Source organism: Streptomyces sp. NPDC091416 (assembly GCF_044756845.1).
Taxonomy (GTDB): Bacteria; Actinomycetota; Actinomycetes; order Streptomycetales; family Streptomycetaceae; genus Streptomyces.
This window is the reverse complement of record NZ_JBIVTU010000001.1, coordinates 1211788-1235034: the sequence shown is the minus strand read 5'-3', so window position 1 is coordinate 1235034 and position 23247 is coordinate 1211788. Positions and strand designations below refer to the sequence as shown.

Genomic DNA, 23247 nt, shown 5'->3' with positions numbered 1-23247 from the left:
ATGGAAGCATGGCAGAGAACAGGGCTGGAGCAGAGGGCGGCACGATGGGCGACGACGAGCTGTCGTCCGTCCTGACCGGCGTCGGGCCGCGGCTGCGCGCCCTGCGCACCGAGCGCGGGACGACGCTGGCGCAGCTGAGCGAGACGACCGGGATCTCGCTCAGCACGCTGTCCCGGCTGGAGTCCGGCGGCCGCAAGCCCACGCTGGAGCTGCTGCTCCCGCTGGCGAAGGCGTACGGGGTGCAGCTGGACGAGCTGGTCGGGGCTCCCGAGACGGGGGACCCGCGGGTCACCTTCCGCCCGTTCAAGCGGCACGGCATGACGTTCGTGCCGCTGACCCGGCACCTCAGCGGCGTGAACGCGTACAAGCAGGTCATGCCCGGCGCGACGGGGAACGAGGGCCCGGTCGAGCAGCGGGTGCACGAGGGATACGAGTGGCTGTACGTGCTCTCGGGGCGGCTGCGGCTCGTGCTGGGGGATCACGACCTGGTGCTCACGGCGGGGGAGGTGGCCGAGTTCGACACCCACACTCCGCACTGGTGGGGCGCGGCAGGGCCGGAGCCGGTGGAGTTCCTCAGCCTGTTCGGACCGCAAGGGGAGCGGATGCACGTACGGGCGAAGCCGACGGGGAAGGGATGAGGGGCTCGCTCGCGGCGCGGTACGGCCCGCCCAGTCCCCACGCCTGGTGCATCGCGTCGGCGTAGGCCGCCGCGAGTCTGTGTTCGCCGGACGGGCCGGGATGGGTGCCGTCGTACGTGTCCGTGTGGATGTCGTAGCCGGGCGGGCGCGAGGCCAGCAGGAGCGGGGACGCCGCGGTGTCGAGGTCGGCCACCGCCTTGGCGAGGAGCTCGTTGAAGCGGGCGCACTCGGCGGCGAAGGGCGCGTCGGACTCCGCCCGGATGTTCGGTATGACGGGGAGCAGTACGCACTTGATGTGCGGGTTCGCCGTGCGGGCGGCGGTGAGGAAGGCGCGGGCGTTCAGCGCGGTCTGGTCGCTGTCCGTGTAGAAGCCGAGGTCTATCAGGCCGAGCGAGACGAGCAGGACGTCCACCCGGTGCTCGGCGACCGCGTCCGCGATCACCGGGGCCATGTGCAGCCAGCCCTCGCCCCAGCCGGCCAGGTGGCGGCGGGCGTCGGCGGGGAAGCCGGGGACGGCGTACGCGGTCGAGGCGGCCGTGCCCGCGTCGGTGTCGTACAGCTCGGTGCGCGGGCCGACGAGCGCGTACGGGCCGTCGAAAGCCGCTTCGAGGTGCTGCCACATGCGGTAGCGCCATGTGAAGTCACCGGCGCGCCCGATGGTCATGGAATCGCCGACACACATGAAACGCATGGCGCCATCATGGCCGATCATGACTCCGGCCTGCGACGTGACGATGGACACTTGTGCCATGCGTTCGTACCGACTGACCGTTTCCGCTGCCGCCGCCGCGCTGTTGTGCCTCGCCGCGACGGCTCCTGCCGTGGCCGAGGACGGGGATGCCGACCGGAGCTTCACGATCGAGGACCCGCGGATCACCGAGTCCAGCGGCCTGGCCGCCAGCCGCGCCCACCCGGGGATCTACTGGACGCACAACGACAGCGACGACGGGCCGTACGTCTTCGCCGTCGACTCCCGCACCGGCAGGACCGTCGCCCGGATCACCATGAAGGGCGTGGGCGCGCCCCGGGACGTGGAGGCGATCTCGCTGGGTCCCGACGGGAACCTGTACGTCGGTGACATCGGCGACAACCTGAACGGCAGCTGGGACCACGTCTGGATCTACCGCTTCCCCGAGCCGAAGGAGCTCCGGGACCAGGTGGTCAGGGCCACGCAGTTCGACGTGAAGTACGCCGACGGCGCGCGCAACGCCGAGGCGCTGATGGTCCACCCGAAGACGGGCCGGGTCTACATCGCGTCGAAGAACGAGGACGGCGGCGGGCTGTACGAAGGGCCCGCGAAGCTCACGACCGGCGGGGACAACGTGTTCCGGCGGGTCGGGGAGGTGCCGTGGGTGACGGACGGGGCGTTCTCGCCGGACGGCAGGGAACTGGTGCTGCGCTCGTACTTCAGCGCGCGCGGTTACGCCTTCGCGAACGGCCGGCTCGGCAAGGACTACCCGGTCGAGTCCCCGCTGCTCGGGCAGTCGGAGTCGGTGACGTACACGGCGGACGGATCGGCGCTGATGTACGGCTCCGAGGGCGAGCGGAGCGATGTGGTGCGGGTGGACCTGAAGAGCGGCGGGGGCGACGGGCCCGCCCGGGCCGGCGGCACGTCGCCGTCGTCCGCCGGGGCGGGCAGCACGGCGGACGGGGCCGGGGTGCCCGTCAAGGGCACGACGCTGACCGGGATCGCCGTGCTGGCCGGGATCGGGCTGCTGCTGTTCCTGGGGAGGCGGCGCCGGCAGGGGTGAGGGTCCGTCCGGGCGGGCGGGTTTTCCACAGGCCGGGACGCGGGGCCTTCCGCTGCGTCATCCTGAGGCGGCAGGGGCAGGGCGGACGCACGGAGCAGAGCACGGGGGTGCGGCACCACGATGGTTCCGGGGACAGTGCAGCAGCTGACGATCCTGCTGATCCTCGTGCTGCCCGGCGTCTTCTACCAGGCCGTGCGGGAACGGCTGCGCGGGCCTCTCGCCACCGAGCAGGAGCCGCAGAACCGCCTCGTGCGCGCCATCGCCGCCGGGGCCCTGCTGGACGCCGTGTACGCGGTGGTCGCGGGGCCGTGGCTGGTGGGGCTGCTGGCCGGTGACGGGGACGGGCCGTTCGCCGGGGTGCTGCGGGATCCGCGCGGGGCCGGACTTGCCGCGCTGCTCCTGATCGTCGCCGTGCCGTCCGCGCTGGCCTGGGCGGAGGCGGTGTGGCGACGGCGGCACGCGCGGGCGCGGTACGAGCCGATGCCCACCGCGTGGGACGCGCTCTTCCGGGGGCGGGCGTCCTGTTTCGTCCGCGTACGCCTCAAGAGCGGTCTGTGGGTGGGCGGTTGGCTGGGGTCGGCGTCGGCCGTCTCGGCGTATCCGCAGAGCGGCGATCTCTATCTGCAGGCCCAGTACCGGGTGGGTCCCGACGGCAGTTTCCTCGGGAGGGTGCCCGGCACCGCGGGTGTGTACGTGCGGGCGGGCGACATAGAAGTGCTGGAGGTGCTGCTGCCGCCGTCCGCGGGGGCGGCGGCCCGGAGGACGGAGGGTGATGGGCGATCAGGAGAAGGACAGTGAGGCCGGACTGGCGGCCCTGGTGGAGGAGTTCTCCTCACGCAGGACCTATCGGCCCGCCGATGGCATGGCCGAACCGGACGAGCTGCCGCAGGGGCCGTCCGGCACGGCGATGGGGGAGAGCGCGGAGCCGGAGGCGCCCTGAGCGGTCCGGACCGTCTCACGGGCCCGTGTGGATGTGCGCCGCCCACAGGTGCGGGGCCTGGGTGTAGCGGTCGCGCAGGGCCCTGACCGGGCGGTGCAGGGCGGCGGCCGGATCGATGCGGCCGCCCCGGGCGATGTCCTCGGCGAGCGCGGTGTAGAACTCCTCGGTGAGGTGCGTCGCCAGCTTGTCGGCGATGGGCCACAGGGTCCCGATCACATGCGGGTATCCGGCCAGTTGGAAGGACGAGGACAGCTGGACCGCCTCGTCCGACAGCTCGGCGCCGCCCTGGGACGCGGAGCAGGCGGACAGCATGGCGAGTTCCGGGTTCCGCGGGCGCCGGGTGGCGACGTCGGACACGGTGAGCCGGCCGTCGTACAGGACGAGGCCGCTCTGCGACGGGTCGAGCAGCTCGCTGACGCCGTGGCAGCTGAAGTGGACCCACGGGTGGGCGTCGAGTACGCCGCCGACCGCGTCCACCGTGGCGTCGGGCCCGGCCATCAGCCGCGCCCCGGGGAACAGTTCCGCGAGCAGCTTCGCCTCCCGGGCGACGCCGGGCAGGGGCGCAGCCCCCGGCGTGTCGGCGAGCGCGACGACCAGGGGCGCCGGCGGGGCGGCGGGGGCGGCCGTGAGGAGGCCGGCGCGGGCCCGGACCAGGGCGCGCAGGGTCGGGGTGTACGAGGAGACGGCCCGGTCCATGACCCAGGTGCCGGAGTCCGGCGTGCCGCGCCCGGCCGCGTGCAGCGGCAGGAAGGACAGCCAGCCGGTCGGGCACCACCACAGCCGGGGCCAGGGCTCCCCGTCACCCGGTTCGGTGTCCAGTCCGAGGTGGCCGAGGACCGGCGCGGCGATCGTGTCCCAGAGCCAGCCGAGGGTTCCGGACAGCGTGCGCATCATGGCGACGGCCTCGTCGACTCCGTTCCCGCCGTACGCCGTCTCCATGCCGTTGACGAACTCCGCCGCCCGCGTCACGGTCGCGTCCAGGGTGAGGCCGGGCAGCGGGACCACGGCGATCCCGGCGCCGGCCGTCACGACCAGGGCGTCGCAGCGGTAGAGGCTGACGTTGACGACCACGACGGGTCCCTCCGCGGCGGCTGCGACCAGTTCCGGTACGGAGGGCGGGCGCAGGAAGTTCTCCAGGCCGGGCAGCTCCCGTACCTCCGCGATGAGGCCGTCCCAGCGGAGGGCCAGGGCGTGCCGGGTCTCGGCGAGCAGGCTCGCGTCCTGTGCGGCGTCGTGGGCGCGGGAGAGCGGGGGCGGCGCGCTCAGCTCGTCGCGGATCCGCTCGAACTCGGCCGCGCGGGCGGGGTCGAGGTCACGCAGCCGCGACACGTCGGCCCGGTTCTCCAGGCCCTGGCCCAGCAGCACGCCCCGCCCCTGTTCGAGGAGGGCGAGGGCGCGGTCCGCGTCACCCGCTTCGAGGGCCAGGGCGGCGGCGTCGCTCGCCATGCCGTCGCTGCCGCTCAGCCGCGCTTCCTGGTCGGCCCGGCCCAGGCCGCGCGGGGCGATCCCGGGCAGCAGGCCGACGCCGTACGCGTACCCTTCCAGGGCCTCCGCGCGGTCACCCGCCTTCATCGACGCCAGCCCCCAGACGCGGGAGGCCTGGAGCCGGGACGTACTGTGGCCGGCCGGACTCCGTGCGCAGCCGCGGGCGAGGCGGACCACTTCCGCCAGGTCGACCTCGTCTCCCAGGGCCGCCCGGTCCAGCTGTGCCGCGGCCAGCATGAGTTGGGACGTCGCGTAATCGGGGTCCCCTGCGGGCGTGCAGGCGAGGGATTCCCGGGCGGTGGCAGCCGCGCGGTGCAGGGCCTGCCGGGACGTCTCCACCGAGGTCTCCTCGGCCAGGTGGGAGACCAGGTGACAGGCCAGCGTCAGCTTCTGCAGGGCGAAGGGGCGCGTGGGGTGCTCCTTCCCGAGCCGGCCCACCGCCTCCTCGAGGATGCGCCGGGCCTCATCGGCCATGTGGCGGTCCTCGTTGGCCCGTGCGCGGTCGAGCAGCAGGTCTCCCAGGTTGATCGCGGCCAGTTCGGCGCCCACGACGTCGCCGTGGCCGCCGGCCATCGCCGCCCGCAGGAGCGCGATCGCCTCGTCGGTGGCCGATGTGTCGCCGATGAGCGCGGCCGAGTGGCGGAGCGCTTCGGCGAGGTTGTTCAGGTGCAGGGGACGGTCCATGGCCGACGGCAGGCTGTCCTGGACCGCGCGGCGCAGCACGGTCACGGCCTCGGCCATCCAGGACCGGTTGCCGGTGCGCCGGCTGCGGTCCATGAGCGCGCTGCCCAGGTTGGTGAGCGCCATGCTGACGCGCGTCCGGGAGGCTTGGGAAACGGCCGTGCGCAGCGTGTCGACGGCGGTGTCCATGAGAGGTTCGTCGCCGGTGTTGCGGGCCACGCTCCACTGGATGTGGCCCAGGCTGGTGAGGATGCCGGCCCGTACCTCGGCGGTTGCGGGCGGCGAGGCGGTCAGGGCGGCACGGAAGTGATGGATCGCTTCGGCGCTGTGCCGTTCGTCGCGGGTGTAGCGGTAGAGGGCCGCCAGGCTGTTCGCGAGCCCGAGCAGCCCCATGGCCGCGGGGGGTCCCGGCGTCATCACGAGTGCCTCCCGGTGCCACCGGACGGACTCCTCCAGCGGGAGGGGGTCGGAGGCGAGACGGGCGAGGTTGCGCAGGGCTTCTCCGAGGGCCGACCGGCAGGAGGCCCCGTCGTAGGTGTCCTCGTCCGAGGCGGCCACGGCCGCGCGCAGCACCTCGATGCCCTCGCCCATGGCCTCGGAGTCCGAGCGGAACTCGGCGAGGGACAGCAGGGCTTCACCCAGGCACATGAGTACGTGCACATGGAGGAAGTCCTCCGCCGGTGAAAGGGCGACGGCTTCGCGATGGGCCGCCACCACGTCGGTGAAGAGCTCGGAGCGGCCGGTGTGCAGGGCGATGCCCCTCAGCCCGAGGCCGATGTTCGACCAGGACAAGGCGCGTTGGGTGCGCGAGAACGGGGCGCTCTCCACCTCCTCGCGCATGAGGCGGACCGCTTCCTCGTACAGCTCGACGCCGCTCGTCGCGTCGCCCCGTTCCAGGAGGGCCTTCGCGTACTCCGCGTGGCATTCCCAGTACCCGGGATCACCGGCCGGGAAGAGGCCGAGCGCCCGGCGCATCTCCTCGGCGCCCTGCTGCCAGGCGTCGGCGTCCGCACCGGCACGGCCGGCCAGCGCCGCCCCGAGGGCGAAGCGTGCGGTGGCCTCGAAGCCGTCGGCCGGGGAAGGCAGGGCGAGGCATTTGCGGAACGTGTCGACGGCCTCGTCGTCGCTGTCGTCGTCGCCCGACACGAGGAGGCAGCGCCCGAGCGCCAGCAGGACCCGCCCGCGCCCGGCCGAGCGGGCCGGAAGGTCTCCGGCGAGGACCCGGAGCACGCCGGTCGCGTCGTGGAGCTCCCCGGACCCGGTGGCCCCACCGCGCAGGGTGGCGCGCTTGACCAGCAGGTCGGCCCATCCGGTGGCGTGGAGAACCCGTCGGGTGAGGTCGTCGGCCAGGACGCACTCCGTTCCCCGCCGGGCGTGGACCAGGGCCTCCTCCAGGTCTTCCGGCCTGCCTCCCTTCATGTGCCGGGCGTTCAGCACCTTCGAGAGCGTCCAGTGCGTCTGGGCGTACACCGGATGCCCGGCCGGTGCGCCGTCGAGGGCGTCCCGGGCGACCTGATGGGCGTCGTCCAGGGCGCCGCGGTCGTCGCTCTCCGAGGCATGACCGGCCAGCAGCAGGCCGAGGTTGGTGAGGTACACGGTCCGCTCGACCGCGTTGGGGGCCGTGTCGGCTGCCTCGCGGCACAGGGCGATGCCCTCCGTGTACGGCTGCGCGCCGCCTCCGTCCTCCAGGGACCCCAGGACGAGCGCGACACCCAGGTCGGAGAGGAACGCGGCCCGGCTGGTCAGTGCGGCGTCCGGCTCCGCAAGGGCGTCGCGCAGCAGGGCGATGCCCTCGGCGCGCAGCGCGGGATCGCTCACGAGCCGGGCGGCACCGCACAGCGCGGAGCCGAGGGTGGCGCCGTGCTGCGGGCGGTTGGGGTCGTTCCAGGTGGTGAGCTCCGCCGCCTTGCGCAGCTCGGCGACCGCCTCGCGCATCGCGACCGGATCCGCGTTCGTCTCGGCCCAGTGCCGGAGGGTGTGCCCCAGATTGCCGTGCCTGCGGGCCTGTTCGTCCCGGACGCCGGGGGCGCAGACCACGGCCGCGCGGCCCGCGGTGACGGCGTCGGAGAGCGCCTGGTGTCCGGCGCCGTCATGGAATCCGTAGAAGAGGACGAGTCCCAGGTCCGACAGGCAGATGCCCTGTTCGAGGCTGCCCTCGCCGAACGCGGTGGCGGCGTGCCGCAGCAGGGTCTCGGCGAGAGGGAGGGCTGCGGGGTGGCGGCTGTGCTGGAAGAGCAGCGTCATGCCGATGGCGGCGTGGTACGCGAGACCGGGCTCGGTCGCGGCGCCGTCCGGTTCGCCGGCCAGGGTGGCGAACAGCGGTCGCAGCCCGGGAGGCACCTGCTCCGGGTCCTGCTCGTACACCGCGACGAACCACAGCAGCGCGGCACCGAGCGCGCCCGGATCGCTCTCGTTCCCCGCGAGGTAGCGGAACCAGTCGGCGTAACCGAGGGCCAGTGCCCCGAGGCCCCACACGCTTCCGTCCGGCAGGGTGATGTTGCCGCGTACCTCGTCGGCCGCCGCCAGGGCCTGCGGTCCGAGGAACCATTCCAGCACGCGCTGCTCGACCTCCGCGTGTTCGACCTGCTGGAGGATGCGGCGGGCGGCGCTCTCGGCGCTCACGCGGGGAGCCGGTGGCCGGCGGCCGCGGCCGGTGCCACGGTGTTCCTCTGCTGCGTCATCGCTCCCCCGTCGGCCGGCAACGGGATCAACCTACCGAGTGGCGGTGTGAGTTGAGCGGGGATTCAGGCGTCGATCGGCCGGATCTCGTAGTGCAGGGTCCGGTCCCGCTTGATCCTGTGTGCGAGCGGGACGAGGACGCCCTGCACGACCGGGTGCTTGCGGGACAGCATCCGGGCGGCGTGCGTGTTCTCCTTCGAACCGGCCTGGAGGAGGCGGGCGTGCGCGGTGATCTGCGGTCCCGTCGGGCGCCCGCGCAGCGTGCACGGGCCGACCATCACGACGGGGTGGTTGCGCATCCGCTCCACCTTCCACGCGGAGGAGAACGTACGGATGTAGGCGTGGTCGCCCTCGACGGCGATGTTGACGGGCGTGTGCGCGTGCGTGCCGTCCTGCCGCCGGGTGCTGAGCAGCACGGCGTACTGCCTCACGAACGGCTTCAGCTCGGTGACCGTCTCCATACCTTCCATGGTCCGCTGCCACGCCGTCGTGTCATCTGCGCGGGCGGTGCGGGACGAGCGTTTCGGCCGTGCTCTCGCGCAGCTCTCGCCGCCGTCGTGGAGCGCTGAGTGACTTCGCGAGGCCGCGGCCGTGCCGCTGGAGGGCGGCGAAGCCGGCGGGCGCTGCTCCCGGTCCGCTCATGTTCGGCACCGGCGTCACTGACGGGCCGCTCTGAGCTCGCGGATCAGGGCGCGGACGGAGACACTGGCGGCCAGCTCCGGGGTGGTGACGTAGCCGACGGAACGGGTCGGGCGCTCTGGTCCGAGATCGGTGATCTCGACGGTGTCCGGTGCTTCGTTCAGCGAGAGCGCGGGCATGATCGCCATCCCGAGGCCCCTGCTCACCAGAGAGAGCACTGCTCCGTCGTCCTCGGTCAGGACGGTCGCCTTCGGAATCCAGTCCTGCCCGGCCCACCACTGGCGGGTGTAGGAGCCGCAGTGCTCGTGCCAGTCCACCAGCGGCAGGGAGCGTGGGGCGGGGTGGCCGGCCGGGTGCACGAGTGAGTACGGCTCCTCGACGAGTACGTCGCCGATCAGCCCGGCGGGCACGGGCGAAGCGGCGCCCATCGTTGCGATACCCACGTCCGCGCGACCCTCGGCGACCTCGCCGGCCGTGCCCGCGCCGAGCTCGCGGACGACGTGCACCTCCGGTTCGATGCCGGGATGGCGGGCGGTGAGGCGTTCCAGTACGGGCGGCAGCAGGTAGAGGGCGGCACTGCGGAAGGCGGCGATGCGCAGCGGGCCGGTGACCGTGTCCCGCTCGGCCCCGCGGGCCTCTGCTGCCAGGGTGTCCAGGAGCCGCAGGACCCGGCGCGCGTGGGCGGCGGCGATGGCACCGGCCGCGGTGGGTGTCGCGCCCTTGCGGCCCCGCTCGAAGAGGACCGCCCCGATCTTGCGTTCCGTGCCACGTATGGAGTGCGAGACCGCGGACTGGGTCAGTCCGAGGAGCCTGGCGGCCGCCGAGAACCCGCGCTCGCTGTCGACCGCCACGAGGATGCGGAGCTCGTGCGGGGCGAGGTCGGTGGCGGCAGCCGCTGTGAGCGCGGTCGCTGTGGGGGCTGCGGCTGCCATAGGGGGTCCCACCTGCTTCTATGAGGGCCCTTCATGGACCGGGCCGTTCCATGAGCGCAACCCTCTGCCCGGCCCGCGCATTCCTCCGTACGGTCACCGCCATGACCGAGACGACGCTCACCGTGCACCAGACCGCCCGCCCCCACGGCTTCCCCACCCCCGGCCACTTCGCCTTCGTCGAGTCCCCGATGCCGCGACCCGGCCCGGGAACGGCGCTGGTGGAGAACCTGTACTGGTCGGTGGACCCCTACCACCGGGAGATGATGGACGGCGACTTCGCGCTGAACGCACCCCTGGAGGGCCGCTCCATCGGCCGGGTCGTGGAATCCCGTGATCCGGGGCTCCGCGAGGGCGAGATCGTCTTCCACCGGCAGGGCTGGCGCACCCACACGGTCGTCACCCGCGAACAAGCGCGTACCCTTCCCCACTTCGACGGCGTGCCGCTCTCCGCGCACCTGAGCATCCTCGGTGGCACCGGCCTGACCGCCTACGTCGGTCTCACCCGCATCGCCGAACTCCGCGAAGGGCAGGACCTGTTCGTCTCGGCAGCGGCCGGCGGTGTGGGCACGGCCACCGGGCGGCTCGCCCGGCTGATGGGCGCCGGACGGCTGGTCGGCAGCGCGGGCAGGGCGGCCAAGGCCGCGTACCTGACCGAACACGTCGGCTACGACGAGGTCTTCGACTACCACTCGGGCCCGGTGGCCGGGCTGCTCGCCGAGGCGGCGCCCGGCGGGATCGACCTCTACATGGACAACGTCGGCGGCGAGCACCTCGAAGCGGCGATCTCGTCGCTGCGTGACCACGGACGGATCGTGCGGATCGGCACGATCGCCCAGTACAACAGCACCGGCACTCCCTACGCCCTGCGCAACCTTCCCGACATCGTCGAGAAGAGCCTGCGCATGGAGGGCTTCCTGGTCCGTGACTACCAGCACGTCCAGGAGGAGTTGTACGAGTTCGTCGTGCCGCATCTGCAGAGTGGCCGCGTCACGCTCGACGAGACCGTGGTCGACGGCTTCGGCGGCATCGTGGACGGGTTCCTGGGGATGCTGCGGGGCGAGAACCAGGGCAAGATCATCGTGCGGGCGGCCGGGGCGGACGTCTCATGACCTCCGGGCCATGACGGGGTGCGTCAGCCGCAGGGGGACACGAGCGTCTCGCGGGCGGCGACGGGTCCCGGCGTAGGCTCGTCGCCCTATGACGACGAACCACGGGCCCGCGCCCTTCGCCACCGCCCGCCTCGACGCCGAGCCCCTGCGGGTGGAGTACGCGGACGAGATGGCGACCGTGCTCGCCGACCCGGCCCTGCACACGTTCACGGGCGGCGCCCCGGAGTCGGCCGAGGAACTGCGGGCCCGCTACGAGCGGCAGACCGCGGGATCCCCGGACCCGGACGAGCTGTGGTGGAACTGGGTGCTGCGGATCCGGGACGAGGGCCGCCTCGCGGGCTACGTGCAGGCGACGGTACGCGGACCGGTGGCGGAGATCGCCTGGGTGACCGGGGCCGAGTGGCAGGGACGGGGGTACGCGAAGGAGGCGGCGGCCGGTCTGGTCGCGCATCTGAGGGGCGGGGGAGCGGTCCGTACGGTCATCGCCCACGTGCACCCCGACCATGCGGCGTCGGCCGCGGTGGCAGCGGCGGCGGGGCTGGTGCGGAGCGGCGAGTGGGAGGACGGGGAGGAGCGGTGGCGGCTGGGCGAGCGGTGAGCGTCACGCGCCCTCAGTCGTCGGACGGGCGTCGCGCCCTCAGTCGTCGGACGGGGTCGGTTTCGGCCGGCCGGCCTTGATGAGTTCCGCGACGTCGAGCACGACCGCGGCGCCGATCGAGTCGGGGAGCGGGGCCTCCTGGCCGGGGGCGTAGACCTCGTGGCGGTCGTACGTGCCGCCGACCGGTTCGGTCAGGACGTGGACCCGTCCGTGCTTGCGGTCCAGGATCACGTAGACGGGGATCTTGGCCTCGGCGTACGTGGCGACCTTGTGGCGCAGGTCGCCTCTGTAGTTGCTGGAGGTGACCTCCAGGACGAGGCGGAAGACGGCCGGGTCGTAGCAGTTGTTCTCGAGTCTGTGCTCGTCGAGATCGGCGTCGACGAGGGCGAGGTCGGGGATCGCGTAGTCCTCGGGGCCGCCCGGCAGCCAGAGGCCGATGCCCTGGAGGACTGCCGAGTCCCCGTCGTCGAGTCCTGCCGCGATGAATGGTCGCATGAGCTTGGTCAAGGCGCGGGCGTGCGGGCCGTCCGGAAGTGGGGCCACGGTGATGACGCCTCCGATGATCTCGACGCGACGTCCGGGAAGCTGCTCCGCGAGCCCGTTGGCCTCTTCGAGCAACGACAGCTCCGGCTCGTCTTCACAGGGGTGCTCGACTGCTGCTGCAGACATTGCGGGCCTCCTGGAACGGCTGGTGTCGAGAACATCATCGTAGGACGGTACGGCCGCAGGCCCCGGTTCCGGCATATGCCACTCGGGCGAGTGAAGCAGAAACGGCCCTGCGCGCACGGGCGTGCGCGCAGGGCCGTTTCCGGGGTGCGGAGGTTGTCGGATACGGAGGCGTTACAGCTTCTCGATCACGTAGTCGATGCACGCCGTCAGCGCCTGCACGTCCGACGGGTCGATCGCCGGGAACATCGCCACGCGCAGCTGGTTGCGGCCCAGCTTGCGGTACGGCTCCGTGTCGACGATGCCGTTGGCGCGCAGCGCCTTGGCGACGGCCGTCGCGTCGATCTCGTCCGCGAAGTCGATCGTGCCGATCACCTGCGAGCGCTTCGCCGGGTCCGTGACGAACGGGGTCGCGTACTTCGACTCCTCGGCCCAGCCGTACAGGTGGCCGGAGGAGGCGGCCGTGCGGCCGGTGGTGAACTCCAGGCCGCCCTGGGTGTTCATCCAGGTCAGCTGCTCGTTCAGCAGGAACAGCGTCGCGAGCGCCGGGGTGTTGTACGTCTGGTTCTTCAGGGAGTTGTCGATCGCCGTCGGCAGCGAGAAGAACTCCGGGATGTGCCGGCCCGAGGCGTGGACGCGCGCCGCGCGCTCCAGGGCCGCCGGGGAGAAGACGCCGATCCACAGGCCGCCGTCGGAGGCGAAGGACTTCTGCGGGGCGAAGTAGTAGACGTCCGTCTCGGCGATGTCGACCGGCAGGCCGCCCGCTCCGGAGGTGGCGTCCACCAGGACCAGGGAGCCCTCGTCGGCACCCGCGACGCGCTTGACGGGCGCGGCGACACCGGTGGAGGTCTCGTTGTGCGTGAAGGCGTAGACGTCGACGCCCGCCTCGGCCTCCGGGTCCGGGTGGGTGCCCGGGTCGGAGGCGATGACGGTCGGGTCGGCCAGCCACGGGGCGAGCTTGGCGGCCTTCGCGAACTTCGACGAGAACTCGCCGAAGTTGAGGTGCTGGGACTTCGACTCGATCAGACCGTGCGTCGCGATGTCCCAGAAGGCGGTGGAGCCGCCGTTGCCCAGGATCACCTCGTAGCCCTCGGGGAGGGAGAAGAGGTCGCGCACGCCGTCACGTACCGCGCCGACCAGGTTCTTCACCGGAGCCTGGCGGTGGGAGGTACCGAGCAGAGACGTACCGGTGGCGGCCAGCGCGTCGAGCGCCTCCGTCCGCACCTTGGAAGGACCGGCGCCGAAGCGTCCGTCGGCGGGCTTGATGTCAGCGGGAATCTGGATGTCGGCCACGAGTCGGAGCGTAGCCGCTCGGTGGAGCGGCTACGCACCCTGTCCGTCGGATGAGACAGGGGATCCGACGCGTGGACCTTGGAGGTACGTCCGTACGAGCCCGGGTCAGCCGAGCTCGACCGGGAGGTCGAACAGGTCGTTCTGGGTGACGATCGGCTTGTTCCGCAGCTCGGAGGCCGGTACGGCCAGCTCCAGCTCCGGGAAGCGCTCGTACAGGGCGGGCAGCGCGACGCCCGCCTCCAGGCGGGACAGGGCCGCGCCCGGGCAGACGTGCGGGCCGTGGCCGAAGGCGATGTGGCGGTTGGGGGTGCGGGCCGCGTCGAACTCACCGGCCGTCGGGCCGTACTGCGCCTCGTCCCGGCCCAGCGCCCCGAAGGACACGATCAGGGCCTCGCCCTTGGGCAGGACCTTCTCCCCGACGGCCACGTCCTCCGTCGCGAAACGGATCAGGACGTGCGAGGTCGGGGTGTTCCAGCGCAGGGTCTCCTCGATCACGTTCTCCCACGGCAGCTCGCCGGACAGGACCTGCTTGCGCTGCTCGGGGTGGGTCTCCAGGGCGACGACGGCGTTCACGATCAGGCTGATCGTCGTCTCGTGGCCCGCCGCGATGATCAGCTGGAGGGTGTTGACGATCTCCTCGTTGGTGAGGTGGTCGCCGTCCTCGGAGGCCGCGATCAGGGCGCTGGTCAGGTCGTCGCCGGGCTCGGCCCGCTTCGCGTCGACGATCTTCGTGAAGAGCGTGCCGAGGTCCGCCATCATCTGCGGGACCTCCTCCGGCGGCGTCTGCGTCGAGAAGAACTTCTCGAAGAGTTCCTTGAGGCGGGGGTGGTCCGCCCCGTCGACACCCATCAGCTGGCTGATCACGTTCATCGGCAGCGGGTAGGCGAACTCGGCCTTCAGGTCGACCTTCTCGCCCTTGGGCAGGGCCGCCAGGCGGTCCAGGCTCGCGGTCGTCAGCGCCTCGATGCCCTCGCGCAGCCGCTCGACCCGCTTCACGGTGAGGGCCTGAGCCACCAGCGTGCGCAGCCGGCGGTGGTCGGCGCCGTCGACGGTCAGCATCGAGCGGCCCGGGTTGGCCAGGCCGATCAGCGGCCAGTCCATGGGGATCTCGCCGCGCTGCCAGGCGCCCCAGACGTTGATGTCCTTCACGATCCGGGAGTCGGTCAGCAGCTGCCGGGCCTCCGCGTGGTGCGTGACGGCGTAGCAGTGCACCCCGCCGGGCAGCTCCACCTCGGCGAGCGGTCCCGCCGCGCGCAGGGCGGCGCTCTCGCCGTCGAGGTCGGCGACGAACGGGTCGAGGGCGATGCGGGTCATATCTGGCCTCCGGGGGCGGTGCCTGTGGCGGGGGTGGGCGTGAAGGCGACGGGCAGGTCCGTCAGGCCCCGCAGCCATGGGGAGGGGCGCCGGGTGAGCTGCTCGGCGGGGACGTCCAGGTCGATGTCCGGGAGGCGGTCCAGGAGGACCTCGATGCCGGTACGCGCGATGACCTCGGCGGTCTCCTGGGCCGGGAACGGGCAGCGGTGCTCGCCGTGGCCGAAGGAGAGGAAGGCGTTGTTGCCGCCGGTGAGCGCGGAGCCGTCGGTGCGCACCTGCGGGTCGCCGTTGGCGGCGGCGATGCCGAGGAGCAGCAGGTCGCCCGAGTGGATGTGACGGCCCCCGAGGTGCGTGTCGCGCGAGGCCCAGCGGCCCGCGACGTTCTGCGTCGGGGTGTCCTCCCACAGGACTTCGTTCATGGCCTCGGCGACGCTGTGCCGGCCGCCGGAGAGCGAGGCGGCGAACCGGTCGTCGGTGAGCATCAGCCGCAGCGAGTTGCCCATCCAGTCCGCGGTCGGCTGGTGGCCGGCGGCCATCATGACCATGAGGTCCTGGGCGATCTCCTCGTCCGTGAAGCCGCCGGGGTCGGCCAGCATCCGGGTGGCGACGTCGTCGCCGGGTTCGGCGTGCTTGTCGGCCAGCAGCTGGAACATGGAGGTACCGAGGTGCTGCTGACCGGCCAGGGCGCGTTCGCGGCCGTCGATCATGTCGTTGATCGAGCCGACGAGCGCGTCGCCGGTCTCGTCGCCGACGCCGTAGATCCTGGCCAGGACGCGGGCGGGGAGCAGCATCGCGTACTCGGCGATGATGTCGACCGAGCCCTTGGAACAGAACCGGTCGATCAGTTCGTCGGCGAACTCCTCCGCGTACCGCTTGAGGGCGAACGGGTCGACCGCCTCCAGGGCGTTGCTGATCATCCGGGCGCGCTCGGTGTGCCGCGGGCCGACCGTGTAGAGGATCGAGGGCTGCTTGCGGCCGATCATGGGCAGCAGCGGCCAGTCGGCGGGGATGTGCTCCCACTGGTTCCAGAGGTCGGAGTCGCGGCTGAACAGCACCGGGTCGCTGGTGACCTGGTGCAGTTCGCGGTAGCCGAGGATCAGCCAGGCCGGGACGTCGCCGTCCAGGACGATGGGCGCCACGGCTCCGTGGTCGCGGCGCATCTCCCGGTACAGCTGGGTGGGTTCGGTCTGGAACCGCGGACCGGACAGCGGTACGCGGCCGTGCGCGGGGCAGCCCGGGGGCGGTTCTGGCGGCTGGGTCACGGGGTGGGCTCCGGGGTCTTCTCCGGAGCGGTTTCCGGACGGGTGGCGGCGGCGGAGGAGACGGCCGTGCCCCGCGAGAGGGCGTAGAGGTGCTCCACCAGCGTGATCAGGACGTACTTGCTGGAGGACCGGTCCCGGGCGTCGCACTCCACGAGCGGTACGTCGTCCGACAGGGCGAGCGCCTCGCGGATCTGCTGCTCGGTGTGGAGCGGGCCGCCGAAGTCGTTGCACGCCACGATGAACGGTGTGCCGTGGTGCTCCAGGCGGTCGATGGCGTACCAGGAGTCGGCGAGGCGCCGGGTGTCGACGAGGACGACGGCGCCCAGCGTCCCGGAGAACAGCCGGTCCCACAGGAACCAGAAGCGTTCCTGACCGGGTGCGCCGAAGAGGTACAGCACGGACCGGGCGTCGAGTGTGATCCGGCCGAAGTCGAAGGCGACGGTGGTGGACGTCTTCGACTGCACCCCGTCGAGGTGGTCGACGGCCTCGCCCGCGCGGGTCATCGTCTCCTCCGTGTTGAGCGGACGGATCTCGCTCACGGATCGGACCATGGTGGTCTTGCCGACCCCGAAGCCGCCGACGACGACTATTTTCAGTCCGTTGTCGGCCGTGGCCTGCAGGGCGGCACGGTCAGAGGTTGCGGAGTCCAACGAGCACCTGTTCCAGGATGTCGGGGTCGGGGAGCCGGTCCGCGACACGGGCGGTACGGGGGTGGCGGGCGCTGATCCGGCCGGTGTCGAGCAGGTCGCACAGCAGGATGCGCACGATGCTGACGGGCAGGTTCAGTCCGGCGGCGATTTCCACGACGGCGGTGGGCCGTTCGCACATCCGCAGGATCGTGACGTGCTCCGACTGCATGCCGGGGGCCGGCTCGCATTCGGAGACGACCAGCGTCACCAGGTCGAAGGCGGCCGAATCGGACCGGCTGCGGCCACCGGTGAGGGTGTAGAGCCGGTCCGGGTCGTCGTCCCGGCCGGGGCGGGGGCGGGGAGTCATACGGTCGCGGTTTCGGTGGCCTGGGCGGGCTCGCGAGGCGGGGCGACGAGGTGCTCGCCGAGCTGCTCGACGAGCTCGCTCATGTTGTGGCCGACGAGGCCGACGTCCGCGGTGTCGGAGGCGACGACCGCGAGGTGCGCGCCTGCTCCCGCCTCCACGATGAACAGCACGCCGCCGTAGAACTCGGCCATCGCGGAGCGTACGCCGCCGGTGCCGTCACCGAACTCGACGGACGCGCCGTGCGAGAGGCTCTGGATTCCGGCCGAGATCGCGGCCAGCTGGTCCGCCTGGTCGACGGAGAGCTCGGGGGTACGGCACAGCTTGAGGCCGTCCCTGGACAGCACGAGGGCGTGACGGGCGCCGGGGGTGCGCTCAAGGAGCCCCTCCAGCAGCCAGTTGAGCTTCTCGTCGGTGGTCGCGGTCATCGGGTGTTGCCTTCCGGGTGCGGGGAGTTGGGCCGTACGGCCTGGCGGAAGCTGCTGAAGCGGGCTGCCTGGGCCTTGGCGTCGGACGTACGGGGCCGGGGGGTGGAGCCGTCGGCCGTCTCGGCCTCCGACGCTTCGGAGGCCGCCCGTGCGCGGGACTCGGCGGCGGCCAGAGTGCGGCCGCGCGAGCGCTTGGGCAGGCCGCTCTCGCCGAACCGGGGGAGGCCGCCGGTGGTGTCCGATCCGGAGTCCGAGCGCAGGGGCTCCTGGGAGCGGGCTGCCGTGTCGGCGGACGCGTCGGGGGACGCGCCGGTGCGCTCGGAGCCGGAGGCGTGGACCGGCTCGGGCTCGCGCGGGGCGGGGATGACGGGTGCGGCGGGAGAGGCCGGTTCGGCGGCGGGTTCGGGGGCCGGCATCGGGGTGCGGGTGATGATCTCCTGCGGGAGCATCATCAGCGCGCCCGTGCCGCCGCGCGCGGAGGGCCGGAACGAGACGGTGAGACCGTGCTTGCGGGCCAGGCGGCCGACGACGGCGAGGCCGAGGCGGGTGCCGGAGAGGCCGGCCAGGTCCTGGTCGGTCGCGGAGACGGCCCGCTCCGCACGGCGCAGCTGCACGTCGCTCATGACCAGGCCGCTGTCCTCGACGGTCAGCACGATGCCGGCCGGGACCTCTTCCACGTACACGTGGACCTCGGCCGTGGGCGGCGAGAAGTTCGCCGCGTTGTCGAGGAGTTCGGCCAGTGCGTGCATGACGCCCTCGGCCGCGTGGCCGGCGATGGCGACGTCGCTGGTCGAGTGGAGACGGATGCGCTGGTATCCGCTGATCCGGCCCATCGCGCCGCGCAGGATGGACTCCATCACGATCGGCTTCGCCCAGCGGCGCCCGGAGCGGGCGCCGGTCAGCACGGCGATGGAGTCGGCCAGCCGGCCCGCCTGGGCGGTGCGGTGGTCCAGGTGCAGCAGGTCGCCCAGGACGTCCTCGGCGGAGTGCCGGTGCTCCATGTCGCGCAGGTCGGCGAGCATGCTGGTGGCCAGGGCCTGCATGCGGCCGGCGGCGTTGGCGCAGGCGGCGATGGCGGCGGAGCGCTCGGTGTCGCTGCGGGCGGCGCGGGCCTTGAGGCGGGCGTTGTCGACGGCGAGCTGCTCGGCCGCGACCGCGGCCTCCTTGGCGACGCGGGCCGTCTCGGCGGCTGCCGCGCCCTTCATTCTGGCGGTCTCGGCGGTGAACCGCTGGGCGTCGGCGGCGGACGCCGACACCATCCGCGAGGTCTCGGCGGTGAACCGGCCGGTCTCGGCGGCGAGCAGTTCGCGGAGCCGGGCCGCGGTGAGGCGGGCGTGTACGGCGGTGGCGACGGCGGCGGAGAGCAGCACTGCGGCGGCGCTCGCCCCCCAGGCCACTGCGGTCCTGGCCGAGTCGGGAGCGACGGCGGTCGCCCACAGACACAGGGTTCCGGTGAGGGCCACGGTGACCAGCAGGGCCAGTGCGGTCGGCCGGGTTGAGGGGCGCAAGCGGAGTCCTCGGGGAGCGGACGGTGACGGATGGGACGGTTCGGACTAGTCGTTACTGCGGTGATCAAATGCGACAACTGGAACACATGATTCCCAGACAAGTCTGAGTCACTATATGAGAATTGACGATCTGTTTGGGAAGAACTTGTGGCGTTCTCTGTTCCATTTGTGTTTGTGAGTCCGGCATATTCCGACGTACTGACGTAATTGGCGGAAACGCGAGGGGACGGCCGGGCGGGGCGGCCCGGCGAGGCTGCCGGACCGGCGGCATCCTGGCCGCATGGCATCCGGCAACGCTCGAAACGGCGGCATCCCCGACGCGCTCGCCCGTCAACTGCGCGCGTCCGTACGGGGCGAGGTCGCGTTCGACGCCACCGCGCGGGCCCTGGCGACGATGGACGCCTCCAACTACCGGCGGGTGCCGCTCGGAGTCGTCGCCCCGCGCGACGCCGACGACGTCGCCGCCACGCTCGCCGCCTGCCGGGCGCACGGCGTGCCCGTCGTGCCGCGCGGCGGCGGCACGTCCATCGCCGGGCAGGCCACCGGCACCGGCGTCGTCCTCGACCTCACCCGCCACCTCCGGACGATTCTCGAACTGGACCCCGGCTCCCGTACCGCCGTCGTCCAGCCCGGCGTCGTCCTGGACGACCTGCGGGCGGCCGCCGCCCCGCACGGTCTCACCTTCGGCCCGGACCCCTCCACGCACAGCCGCTGCACCATCGGCGGCATGATCGGCAACAACTCCTGCGGCTCCCACTCGGTCGCCTGGGGCACCACCGCCGACAACGTCCACGCCCTGACCGCCGCCCGCTACGGCGGCGGCACCCTGCGCCTGGAACGCGGCGCCGAAGGTCCCGCCGGACTCCGCGAGCTGGTCGCCTCCCATCTCGCGCTCCTGCGTACCGGATTTCCCGAACTCCCGCGCCGCATCTCCGGATACGCCCTCGACGCCCTGCTTCCCGAGAACGGACCCGACCCCGCCCGCGCGTTCTGCGGCAGCGAGGGCACGCTCGGCGTGGTGACGGAGGCGACGCTGCGCCTGGTCCCGGCACCCGCCGCCCGCGCGCTCGCCGTCCTCGGCTACGCCGACGAGTCCGCCGCCGCCGAGGCCGCCCCCGGCCTCCTGCCCCTGCACCCGCTGACCGTGGAGGGCATGGCCGCCGACCTCGTACGCGAACCGGCCGGACTGCCCCGCGGCGCGGCCTGGCTCTTTGCCGAGACGGGCGGCGCCACCCCGGCCGAGGCCCGCGCGCACGCCGAACGCCTCGTGCGCGCCGCGTCCGCGGACGCGGTGGACGCCGCCGTCGTCACCGACCCGGCCGGGCAGCGGGCCCTGTGGCGGATCCGCGAGGACGCGGCCGGCACGGCGACCCGGACGCCCGGCGGCGGCGAGGCCTGGCCCGGCTGGGAGGACTGCGCCGTGCCGCCCGCCCGGCTCGGCCCCTATCTCCGCGACTTCCGCGCCCTGCTCGCCGAACACGGCCTGCGCGGCACGCCGTACGGTCACTTCGGTGACGGCTGCATCCATGTCCGGATCGACTTCGACCTGCTGACCGGCCCCGGCGTGGCCCGGTTCCGCCGCTTCTCCGAGGACCTGGCCTCGCTCGTCGTCGCCCACGGCGGCTCCCTGTCCGGCGAACACGGCGACGGCCAGGCCCGTGCCGAGCTGCTGCCGCGCATGTACGGGGACGAACTCGTCGCCCTCTTCGGCCGGTTCAAGGACCTCTGGGACCCCGACGGCGGCATGAACCCGGGCATCCTGGCCCGTCCGGCCCGCCTCGACGAGAACCTCCGCTTCGACGTGCTCCCGCGGAAGCCGGTCGATGTCGCGTTCGGCTACCCGCACGACGGCGGTGACTTCTCCGCGGCCGTCCGCAGGTGTGTCGGCGTCGCCAAGTGCCGTACGGAACGGAGCTCCGGCCCGTCCGTGATGTGCCCCTCCTTCCGCGCGACCGGCGAGGAGGCGCACTCCACGCGCGGCCGGGCCCGGCTGCTCCACGAGATGCTGGCCGGCGACGCGGGCGGCGTGATCACGGACGGCTGGCGCTCGACGGAGGTACGGGACGCGCTCGACCTGTGCCTGTCCTGCAAGGGCTGCCGCAGCGACTGCCCGGTGGGCGTCGACATGGCGACGTACAAGGCGGAGTTCCTGCACCACCACTACCGGGGGCGGCTGCGGCCCGCCGCGCACTACGCGATGGGATGGCTGCCCCGGTGGCTGCGGATCGCGTCCCCCTTCGCGGACCCCCTGAACACCCTGGCGCGGGTGCGCCCGCTCGCCGCCCTGGCCAAGCGGGTCGCGGGCATCGCGCCGGAGCGCGGGATCCCGGTGCTGGCCCGGGAGCGGTTCACCCGGTGGCTGAACCGGCGGTGGGGCAAGGGGACGTTCCTCCGCTCCGGCGATCAGCTCGCCATCCTCTGGCCCGACACGTTCACCGAACACCTCTCGCCCGAGGTGGGCAGGGCCGCGGTACGGGTCCTGGAGGCGACGGGCCGCCAGGTGCTTCCCGCCGGCCGAGGGCTGTGCTGCGGCCTCACGTACGTCTCGACCGGCCAGCTGACCCGGGCGCGCAGGGTGATGCGCCGCACCCTTAAACGGCTGGGCGGCACGCTGGGCGACCCCGTCGTCGTCCTGGAGCCGAGCTGCGCGGCGACCCTGCGCACCGACCTTCCTGAGCTCCTCCCGGACGACCCGCGCGCCGCCCAACTGGCCGCCTCCGTCCGCACGCTGGCCGAGTACCTGGAGGAGTACGCCCCCGACTGGGAGCCCCCGCGCCTGGACCGCCGGGTCACCGGCCAGACGCACTGCCACCAGCACGCGGTGCTGGGCGATGCGGCGGACCGGCGGCTGCGGGAGCGGGCCGGACTGACCGGCGAGCCGGTGGGCGGCTGCTGCGGCCTGGCCGGCAACTTCGGCTTCGAGCGGGGCCACTTCGACGTGTCGGTGGCCTGCGCGGAGGACCAGCTGCTCCCGGCGGTACGGGAGGCGCCCCCGGGCACGGAGGTCCTGGCGGACGGGTTCTCCTGCCGGACCCAGCTGGCGCAGGTGGGGGGTGTGCGGGCGCGGCACCTCGCGGAGGTGCTGGCGGAGGGGCTGGAGGCGGGGGCGCCGCCCCCGGACCCCCGCTCCTCAGGCGCCGGAGCGGCTTGAGGGGGCCGAGGTGCTCGATTCCGCCGCCTTCACCACCGCCGCCACCAGCCGTTCGTTCTCCGGCGCCGCCCCGCCCGGGTACGCGAACCGCCGACGCGTGTAGCCGTACGCGATCCCGCTCGCCGGGTCCGCGAACGCCTGCGAGCCCGCCGCGCCGCAGTGGCCGAACGCACCCTCGCCCAGCGACGGGTAGAGCATCTGCGGGCGTTCGAAGCCGAGGCCGAAGTGGTCCTTCTCCAAGGTCACCCGGTCGGTGCCGGCCAGGCCGGGGCGGGCGAACTCGGCGCGGGTCTCCGGCGTGAGGAGAGCGGGCCGGCCCGCGAACTCCGAGAGCGTCGCCGCGTACATCCCGGCCAGCGCGCGCGCCGATCCCACACCGCCCACCGAGGCCGGGCCGAGCGCCCGCACGGAAGGGGTGTTGATCCAGGCCACCAGATCCGTCGGGACGTTGAAGGCCACCGCCTGAAGGCCCTTGGGATCGAAGGGGCGGGCACCGAGCTCCGCCTTCTGTTCCGGCGTCGGGTTCATCGGCCGGACGGCCAGGTAGCGGGGCTCCAGCTCCGCGGACTGTCCGAGGTGGAGATCCAGGCCGTACGGGGCACGGACGCGTTCCTCGAACAGCTCCTGGATCGAACGCCCGGTGGCCCGCCGCACCACCTCGCCGGTCAGCGCGCCAATCACCAGCGCGTGGTACCCGTACTCCCTGCCCGGCTCCCAGAAGGGGGCCTGCGCTGCCAGCCGGGCGGCGATCACCCGGTCGTCGGCCAGGTCCGCCTCGCGGAATCCGCCCTCGATGCCGATCACTCCGGACCGGTGGCCCAGCAGCTCCCGCAGGGTCAGCGCCCCCTTGCCCTCGGCAGCGAACTCCGGCCAGTACGACGCGACCGTCCGGTCCAGGTCCAGGGTGCCGTCCTGCACCAGCAGGGCGACGACGAGATGGGCCGCGCCCTTGGTCGACGAGAAGACGGCGGGCAGCGAGTCACCTTCGATCCCCTCACCCGCCCAGAGATCGACGACCAGCCGGCCGTCCCGGTACACGGCGAGCTGCGCGCCCGGCTCGTTGTGCTCCTCGGCCAGTACGGCGGCGAACTCGTCACGCACCGCCTCGTAACCGGCGGTCACGGTGCCGCGCATGGTGATGGTCGCAGAGCTGTGGTCCGACATGGCTCCCCCTCGGCGG

At 72.9% G+C, this 23247-nt stretch carries 20 protein-coding genes; 7 read left to right on the top strand and 13 right to left on the bottom strand.

Going from position 1 to position 23247, the window contains the following annotated elements; translation table 11 throughout:
- The first annotated feature begins 44 nt into the window (after positions 1 to 44).
- Positions 45 to 638: a helix-turn-helix domain-containing protein gene (locus tag ACIQMX_RS05510; RefSeq protein ID WP_148016838.1), complete on the top strand. Its 594-nt coding sequence runs from the start codon at positions 45 to 47 to the stop codon at positions 636 to 638.
- On the opposite strand, the gene ACIQMX_RS05505 is transcribed toward ACIQMX_RS05510, so the two are convergent.
- Positions 574 to 1329, bottom strand: a complete 756-nt coding sequence (locus ACIQMX_RS05505) for a GDSL-type esterase/lipase family protein (protein WP_402475129.1) — start codon at positions 1327 to 1329, stop codon at positions 574 to 576. The genes ACIQMX_RS05510 and ACIQMX_RS05505 overlap by 65 nt on opposite strands.
- Positions 1330 to 1387: 58 nt before the next feature.
- Here ACIQMX_RS05505 and ACIQMX_RS05500 point away from each other — a divergent pair, with 58 nt between their 5' ends.
- From ACIQMX_RS05500 to ACIQMX_RS05490, 3 genes are all read left to right on the top strand, one after another.
- Positions 1388 to 2389, top strand: a complete 1002-nt coding sequence (locus ACIQMX_RS05500; protein ID WP_363071067.1) for a WD40 repeat domain-containing protein — start codon at positions 1388 to 1390, stop codon at positions 2387 to 2389.
- A gap of 135 nt (positions 2390 to 2524) precedes the next feature.
- Positions 2525 to 3187: a DUF6338 family protein gene (locus ACIQMX_RS05495; protein ID WP_402475128.1), complete on the top strand. Its 663-nt coding sequence runs from the start codon at positions 2525 to 2527 to the stop codon at positions 3185 to 3187.
- Positions 3162 to 3329, top strand: a complete 168-nt coding sequence (locus ACIQMX_RS05490) for a hypothetical protein (protein ID WP_363071063.1) — start codon at positions 3162 to 3164, stop codon at positions 3327 to 3329. The genes ACIQMX_RS05495 and ACIQMX_RS05490 overlap by 26 nt, the downstream gene beginning before the upstream one ends.
- Positions 3330 to 3344: 15 nt before the next feature.
- Here ACIQMX_RS05490 and ACIQMX_RS05485 read toward each other — a convergent pair whose 3' ends face one another.
- The 3 genes from ACIQMX_RS05485 to ACIQMX_RS05475 form a co-directional block, all read right to left on the bottom strand.
- Positions 3345 to 8117, bottom strand: coding sequence for a CHAT domain-containing protein (locus ACIQMX_RS05485; protein ID WP_402475126.1), 4773 nt, complete (start codon positions 8115 to 8117; stop codon positions 3345 to 3347).
- A 122-nt stretch (positions 8118 to 8239) separates the two neighbouring features.
- Positions 8240 to 8635: a PPOX class F420-dependent oxidoreductase gene (locus tag ACIQMX_RS05480; RefSeq protein WP_363071059.1), complete on the bottom strand. Its 396-nt coding sequence runs from the start codon at positions 8633 to 8635 to the stop codon at positions 8240 to 8242.
- 195 nt (positions 8636 to 8830) lie between these two features.
- Positions 8831 to 9745 carry a LysR family transcriptional regulator gene (locus ACIQMX_RS05475; RefSeq protein WP_402475123.1) on the bottom strand — a complete coding sequence of 305 codons (915 nt, stop codon included), beginning with the start codon at positions 9743 to 9745 and terminating at the stop codon, positions 8831 to 8833.
- Positions 9746 to 9846: 101 nt separating this feature from the next.
- On the opposite strand from ACIQMX_RS05475, the gene ACIQMX_RS05470 reads away from it, so the two are divergent.
- Both ACIQMX_RS05470 and ACIQMX_RS05465 read left to right on the top strand, forming a co-directional pair.
- Positions 9847 to 10854 carry an NADP-dependent oxidoreductase gene (locus ACIQMX_RS05470; protein WP_402475120.1) on the top strand — a complete coding sequence of 336 codons (1008 nt, stop codon included), beginning with the start codon at positions 9847 to 9849 and terminating at the stop codon, positions 10852 to 10854.
- An 88-nt stretch (positions 10855 to 10942) separates the two neighbouring features.
- Positions 10943 to 11452, top strand: a complete 510-nt coding sequence (locus ACIQMX_RS05465) for a GNAT family N-acetyltransferase (protein ID WP_402475119.1) — start codon at positions 10943 to 10945, stop codon at positions 11450 to 11452.
- Between the two features lie 39 nt (positions 11453 to 11491).
- On the opposite strand, the gene ACIQMX_RS05460 is transcribed toward ACIQMX_RS05465, so the two are convergent.
- From ACIQMX_RS05460 to ACIQMX_RS05425, 8 genes are all read right to left on the bottom strand, one after another.
- Positions 11492 to 12121: a Uma2 family endonuclease gene (locus ACIQMX_RS05460; protein ID WP_402475116.1), complete on the bottom strand. Its 630-nt coding sequence runs from the start codon at positions 12119 to 12121 to the stop codon at positions 11492 to 11494.
- Between the two features lie 171 nt (positions 12122 to 12292).
- Positions 12293 to 13411 carry a phosphoserine transaminase gene (gene serC, locus ACIQMX_RS05455; protein ID WP_363071049.1) on the bottom strand — a complete coding sequence of 373 codons (1119 nt, stop codon included), beginning with the start codon at positions 13409 to 13411 and terminating at the stop codon, positions 12293 to 12295.
- Between the two features lie 105 nt (positions 13412 to 13516).
- On the bottom strand, positions 13517 to 14725 hold the full coding sequence (locus ACIQMX_RS05450) for a cytochrome P450 (protein ID WP_402475113.1): 1209 nt from the start codon (positions 14723 to 14725) through the stop codon (positions 13517 to 13519).
- Positions 14722 to 15987 (bottom strand): cytochrome P450, encoded by a 1266-nt coding sequence (locus ACIQMX_RS05445; RefSeq protein WP_363071045.1) that lies wholly within the window; start codon positions 15985 to 15987, stop codon positions 14722 to 14724. Before ACIQMX_RS05445 ends, ACIQMX_RS05450 begins: the two co-directional genes overlap by 4 nt.
- Positions 15984 to 16637, bottom strand: coding sequence for an ATP/GTP-binding protein (locus ACIQMX_RS05440; protein ID WP_363071043.1), 654 nt, complete (start codon positions 16635 to 16637; stop codon positions 15984 to 15986). The genes ACIQMX_RS05445 and ACIQMX_RS05440 overlap by 4 nt, the downstream gene beginning before the upstream one ends.
- The gene (locus ACIQMX_RS05435) at positions 16618 to 16983 is read right to left on the bottom strand and encodes a DUF742 domain-containing protein (RefSeq protein WP_363071041.1); all 366 of its coding nucleotides are present in this window, start codon (positions 16981 to 16983) and stop codon (positions 16618 to 16620) included. Before ACIQMX_RS05435 ends, ACIQMX_RS05440 begins: the two co-directional genes overlap by 20 nt.
- Positions 16980 to 17408: a roadblock/LC7 domain-containing protein gene (locus ACIQMX_RS05430; protein WP_363071039.1), complete on the bottom strand. Its 429-nt coding sequence runs from the start codon at positions 17406 to 17408 to the stop codon at positions 16980 to 16982. Before ACIQMX_RS05430 ends, ACIQMX_RS05435 begins: the two co-directional genes overlap by 4 nt.
- Positions 17405 to 18916 carry a sensor histidine kinase gene (locus ACIQMX_RS05425; RefSeq protein WP_402475109.1) on the bottom strand — a complete coding sequence of 504 codons (1512 nt, stop codon included), beginning with the start codon at positions 18914 to 18916 and terminating at the stop codon, positions 17405 to 17407. The genes ACIQMX_RS05430 and ACIQMX_RS05425 overlap by 4 nt, the downstream gene beginning before the upstream one ends.
- A gap of 280 nt (positions 18917 to 19196) precedes the next feature.
- On the opposite strand from ACIQMX_RS05425, the gene ACIQMX_RS05420 reads away from it, so the two are divergent.
- Entirely contained in the window at positions 19197 to 22067 is a 2871-nt protein-coding gene (locus ACIQMX_RS05420) for an FAD-binding and (Fe-S)-binding domain-containing protein (protein WP_402475106.1), read from the top strand.
- On the opposite strand, the gene ACIQMX_RS05415 is transcribed toward ACIQMX_RS05420, so the two are convergent.
- Positions 22047 to 23231, bottom strand: a complete 1185-nt coding sequence (locus tag ACIQMX_RS05415; RefSeq protein ID WP_402475103.1) for a serine hydrolase domain-containing protein — start codon at positions 23229 to 23231, stop codon at positions 22047 to 22049. The genes ACIQMX_RS05420 and ACIQMX_RS05415 overlap by 21 nt on opposite strands.
- Between the last annotated feature and the right edge of the window lie 16 nt (positions 23232 to 23247).